This is a genomic window from Massilia genomosp. 1 (genome assembly GCF_011682185.1).
Taxonomy (GTDB): domain Bacteria; phylum Pseudomonadota; class Gammaproteobacteria; order Burkholderiales; family Burkholderiaceae_D; genus Telluria_A; species Telluria_A rubra.
Genome location: NZ_WHJF01000199.1, coordinates 1 through 4,647, shown reverse-complemented (window position 1 = coordinate 4,647; position 4,647 = coordinate 1). Strand labels below are relative to the sequence as shown.

Below are 4,647 nucleotides of genomic sequence, written 5' to 3'. Positions count from 1 at the left end.
ACGGTACACCTCAATCCCGAAAAAAGTGTCACGGAAGCCGTCACCAAAAAGGAGAAAAATCAAGCACTCAAAAAAGCAGCGTAAAAATCGTATTTAGGCGACAACTAGCTTGCAAATTTCCGGACCGTCATCGCCGATATTGGCTACCTTGTACAGCGCGCCCGCGCCATCCTCGTCAAAACGGCCCGCGAGGTAGTCCCGGAAGAAGCGCCCGGACGAGTTTCCATCGAGGATAGACCCGGACGCCCATATTTCCTTTAACCCATCGACGTGGCCTGCCACCTTGTTGATTTCGTACTCTCCCGGCCGGAACACTTGCACCGCCTTGCCTCCGAGGGTGGTGGCGCGGCCGCGCGCCAACTCGACAATCTCGAAGTTGAACTTGTCGAAGCCCTGGGTCTGGATCGATGGCTTGCAGGGTTTCGCTGCGCAGGAGCGGCGGTATACCAAGGCCTGCTCAATCTGCTTGTGATACGCCATGTCGGACTTCAAGGTCTTGGACGTGTATCGCACCTGGACATACATCGACGTTTGGTAGTGTACACGGCCGAATATTTCATCCATCAGCACTTTGGCGTAATGGCTTTCAGCATCGTCGATGTGAAGAACGATGAAGCCGTCCTCGCTTAACAGCTCGCGCAGCAGGATCAGGCGCGGATACATCATCGACAGCCATTGGCTGTGCTCCAGCTTGTCGTCGTAATGCTCGAATGCGCTTTGGGTGTTGTAGGGAGGATCGATGAAAATGCATTTGACCCGCCCCGCGTACAAGGGCATCAGGGCTTTGAGCGCCAGCAAGTTGTCACCCTCAATGAGCAGATTGCCGGCACAGGCGCCCGTGATATCGCCGTGGACCGACTCCTGCTTGAGCAAGTGGCAGGGCGCCTCGTGGGTGGCCGCCATCGCTTGATTCTTGTTTGCCCAGTCTAAAAACGGCATCGTTTGCTCTTTCTTTCCTTTTCGGGGCAACAGGCGGATGGGCTGCGCAATCTGCCCGCCAGGCACGCTGGCGTGGCAAGGGTAACGGATACGCGCTGAGCGGACAAGCGCGCGCCAGCCCGGAACAGGGCGAGGCGATCAGGAAGAACGATGCGGGAATAGGGCTTCCATGATGTGGGCCGGCATCAACGGGACCGGGCAGACCGCCATGTCGTGGTATGTTTTGCTTGTGAGGCACACAATTGCAGGCCCTGCCGCCATGCGTACACGCTGCATGGGGCCTCCGCTTCTTTGCAACTTCTAACATTCGGTGGTTCTGCGTGGGTCATTTTCTTTCCGTTGTGTTCCAGGCCGTCCGACGTAATCTGTTCGTATTCACGTTCATTGTCCTCGTTCTCGTTTCCGCAAAATGGATTCGCGGCGAGTGGATGCACGTTCAGAGCATTGTGAAGGAGGTTCCGGCGCTGCGCGCAGTGCAACAGGATGTGAACGACCATCAGGCGACAGTCGCCCAGCGCATGGCGCAGCAGGTGGAGCAATTGTCCGGGGCGACTGTGCAGCAGCTTGATGCGCAAATCCGCGGCATCGACAAGGACATCAGCCTTCAGCAGCGCGAGCTGGATAAGGTATCGCTGGCGTCCGGCGCATTCACCGGCGCGGACCGGATAGTAGAACATGTAAGGCAGCAAGCCATGCGTGGAGCCGAGATCGAACTGCGGCGCCAGGCGAAGGCGCATCTGGTCGCCTTGCGTGCGCACCTTGTTGTATTGGGCAACCGGCAGGCTGCGCTGCACACACTTGAGCAACTTCGGCTCGCACACGTGAAAATGTACGCGGCCTACCAAAGCAGGCAACAGGAACTGGACCAGAGCCAGGCAGCGGGAGGTCTGCTTGTCCACCTTCCCTTTACTGAGCCATACGAGCGCGTGCGGCAATTGGAGAGGGCAGTCAACGACCTGCGCGCCGCGAACAGGAAAGCGTACAAAGATTTCTTGGCGCAGCAGGCGCTGCTTGAGCGGATGTCGCTCCCCACCCCGATCGCCGCCTTCCGGGTTGATGAACAACGCCTCGTCATGATTGGTACACCGCTGCGGGAGCGGCTGCGCCAGGCGGAGGGTCTGGCGGCGCAAAACCACGTCTGGCAAGCGTACCAGGCCGTGCGTCCGGTACTGCCAGCGGCGGCCGGTGTGCTGATCGGATGGTGGCTGGTGCCGGCCGCGATCCGCATCTTCTTCTATTTTGTGCTGGCGCCGCTGGCCGCGCGCAGGCCTGCGATTGTGATCGGCAAGACACAGGGAAACCCGCCCGCTTCACCTTCTGCCAATGCGCGGCGAGCGCGTCACAGCTCTGTCATTTCGGCGGTATCCCAGAACGTGATCCTGGCTGCCGGCGATGACATGCTCATCCGTCCAGATTATTGCCAGAGTCAGCCCGCAGGCGTCACCGTCACGACGACGTTGCTGTTTAGCTGGCGCCACTGGCTTACCAGCATCGCCGCGCATTTATGGATGTTGAAACGGCTGCGTACCGCGCATGCTGCCGATGTGGTGGTGTCGTCCACCGTCGACGCGCTCGATGAAGTCGCCCTTCTCGAGATTGCTGCCGGAGAGGCGATTGTGCTTCAGCCACGCGGGCTGGCCGGCATCGTTTGCAAGGGTGGGCGGCGCCCCACCATTCGCAGCCACTGGCGCCTGGGCACCTTGCATGCATGGCTGACGCTGCAGTTGCGTTACCTCGCTTTTGAAGGACCGGTCACGCTCATCGTCAAGGGCTGCCGTGGCGTGCGGCTGGAAAGCGCCGTGAGCGGCCGGATCATCAGCCAGGATGCGACTTTGGGTTTTAGCGTCAATGCCATGTACGCCACCGTCCGCGCCGATCCGTTTATTCCGTATCTGAGAGGCAGGCAGGCGCTGTTCCACGATCAATTCAGTGGGCAGGATGCCTATTTCCTGTACGAGGAAGTGCCGCGCAATGCGCGCCCGGGCGGGCAACAGCAGAATCCCCTGGAAGTCGTGCTCGATGTGGGCCTGAAGGCTTTCGGGATCTAGATTCTGTTTGCGATGAGGAAGTAACTGGCTGAAGTCTTGCGCATGGTCTTCACCACGAGCCCATGCCGCTGCTGGTGTGAAGCCTCTATTGGCTGCAATCAATATTTTTGATCAGGAGGAAGTCATGGCTACGTCCGCTCGCACGCGGCGCTGCCAACTCAATCATGAGCAACACGCATTTGACGTAAAATGGCCGTCGCGTCTTCATGCCGGGCCTGGTGCCCCGTCGGTGCGAAGAGAGCGTCCCTTTCCTGGATGGCCAATGAGAATGATGCGCAGATATGCCTTGGCTGCTTTGCTGGTGGCGCTGGCTGCGCCCGCCAGCATGGCTGGAACGAATGCCGGTTCGGCTGTGCCCGGACGGTGGACGGTGACCGGAACGGCTGGCGCGCAGGAAACCACGTCGCTATCAAGCGACGATGTCGACAAGCTGGTCGGTACCGATTTCGTCGTCACAGCTGAGTCCATGCAGTTCGCTGGCGAAAAATGTGACAAGCCAACATTCAAGCAATCTCGCCACAACACAACTAACTTTTTTTGGCGCGAGTTCAAGTTTGATCCGCGCAGCATGCGATTGCCCGATCCTGTCACTGAAATTGCGATAGATTGCCTTCCGCCTTCTTCAATCACCTTCGTCTATGTCAGGGATAAGCGCCACATCGTCTTCCTCTGGCGCGGATTTTTTCTCGATGCAAAACGGGACAACGGCAAACAGGACAAGCCGCGTGCGACACCATCGCGTCCCTGACGGCATCGGGATGCAAAAGAGTCGACGAACGACGGCCGGATGTGTTCAATGTACAGCTGATGTATGAGCAGAGGTAGCGGACGAAAATGCTGGCTTTGGCGTTGCGCTTGCTGAATATTGCATAGAAAGCATTTTTGCCATCATGGTTGATTCCTGTACGCCATTATGGGGAGTTCGACAGCCGGGGACCTCGAAAAACCTACTGCGCGACGCAATTTCCGAGGCCCCCAGCAGTCGCATATTCGCACTATTTGTATCGCATTAGCTGCTATTGTTCCTCGTCCTCAGCCAATGCTGGGTCTTCATGCCTGCGAATAAGGCACGTATGCGCACCAATTCGAAGTTCGATATTTCCTTGGCCAACGAGCTGCGCGCCGAAGGGAAGAAGTTGTCCATCAAAGGTTGAAATTTGCTTGATCGGTGCGGCAACATAATTTTCGATGAATACAGCCATCGTCGGACCTGCCTCACGTTCCAAGTGGTTCCAGGCATCAAGTCCAACATATGCTTCGCCACCAGATTGGCGGAAATGTTCGGCAAGTTCGGTTAACCTGGGATTTGGCGTGGGGTCAAGGACAAGCAGAATTGGAACTGCGTCTGAATTTTGACAGTCCCTAGCAAAGGCGAGCTCTTCACCAAATCGGCCTTGGCCGCTCGCCGCGATCGTTACGCGAAGCTTGAATTCATAAGCCTCTCGACGCGTCCCGTTGCCGTTTGTGACAACCCTCCAACAATCGACTTGCCTTCCCTTGCTGGCGTCATCAGTGCGTTTAATCGGTGAATTCTTAGCCTGAATGTTGCACAAACCACCGCCGCAGCGCCGCTTTTCCGATGCAGGACCTTTTCAACTTGAATCGGAATGTCGCGGGCGATAGCGTCCCTACCCAATTGAACGGGACAGTCAATGAAGCG

General features: G+C 57.6%; 5 protein-coding genes. 2 read left to right on the top strand and 3 right to left on the bottom strand.

Features of this window, described 5'->3' with window-relative positions; genetic code table 11:
- Window positions 1-93: 93 nt before the first annotated feature.
- Window positions 94-1,005: a DNA methyltransferase gene (locus F1735_RS32565; RefSeq protein ID WP_373888622.1), complete on the bottom strand. Its 912-nt coding sequence runs from the start codon at window positions 1,003-1,005 to the stop codon at window positions 94-96.
- Window positions 1,006-1,259: 254 nt separating this feature from the next.
- On the opposite strand from F1735_RS32565, the gene F1735_RS32560 reads away from it, so the two are divergent.
- Both F1735_RS32560 and F1735_RS32555 read left to right on the top strand, forming a co-directional pair.
- On the top strand, window positions 1,260-2,987 hold the full coding sequence (locus F1735_RS32560; protein ID WP_167241036.1) for a hypothetical protein: 1,728 nt from the start codon (window positions 1,260-1,262) through the stop codon (window positions 2,985-2,987).
- Window positions 2,988-3,249: 262 nt separating this feature from the next.
- Entirely contained in the window at window positions 3,250-3,735 is a 486-nt protein-coding gene (locus tag F1735_RS32555; protein ID WP_167241034.1) for a hypothetical protein, read from the top strand.
- A 268-nt stretch (window positions 3,736-4,003) separates the two neighbouring features.
- On the opposite strand, the gene F1735_RS35930 is transcribed toward F1735_RS32555, so the two are convergent.
- Complete coding sequence (locus F1735_RS35930; protein WP_222853150.1) at window positions 4,004-4,189, bottom strand: hypothetical protein; 186 nt, start codon at window positions 4,187-4,189, stop codon at window positions 4,004-4,006.
- A gap of 212 nt (window positions 4,190-4,401) precedes the next feature.
- Window positions 4,402-4,647: hypothetical protein (locus tag F1735_RS35925; RefSeq protein WP_222853149.1), on the bottom strand; the 246-nt coding region annotated here is incomplete at its 5' end.

What these genes read in the sequence shown, in the direction of transcription:
- F1735_RS32555 (WP_167241034.1), top strand. Translation starts at nt 3,250, where the DNA reads ATGAGAATGATGCGCAGATATGCCTTGGCTGCTTTGCTGGTGGCGCTG.
- F1735_RS35930 (WP_222853150.1), bottom strand. Translation starts at nt 4,189, where the DNA reads ATGGCTGTATTCATCGAAAATTATGTTGCCGCACCGATCAAGCAAATT.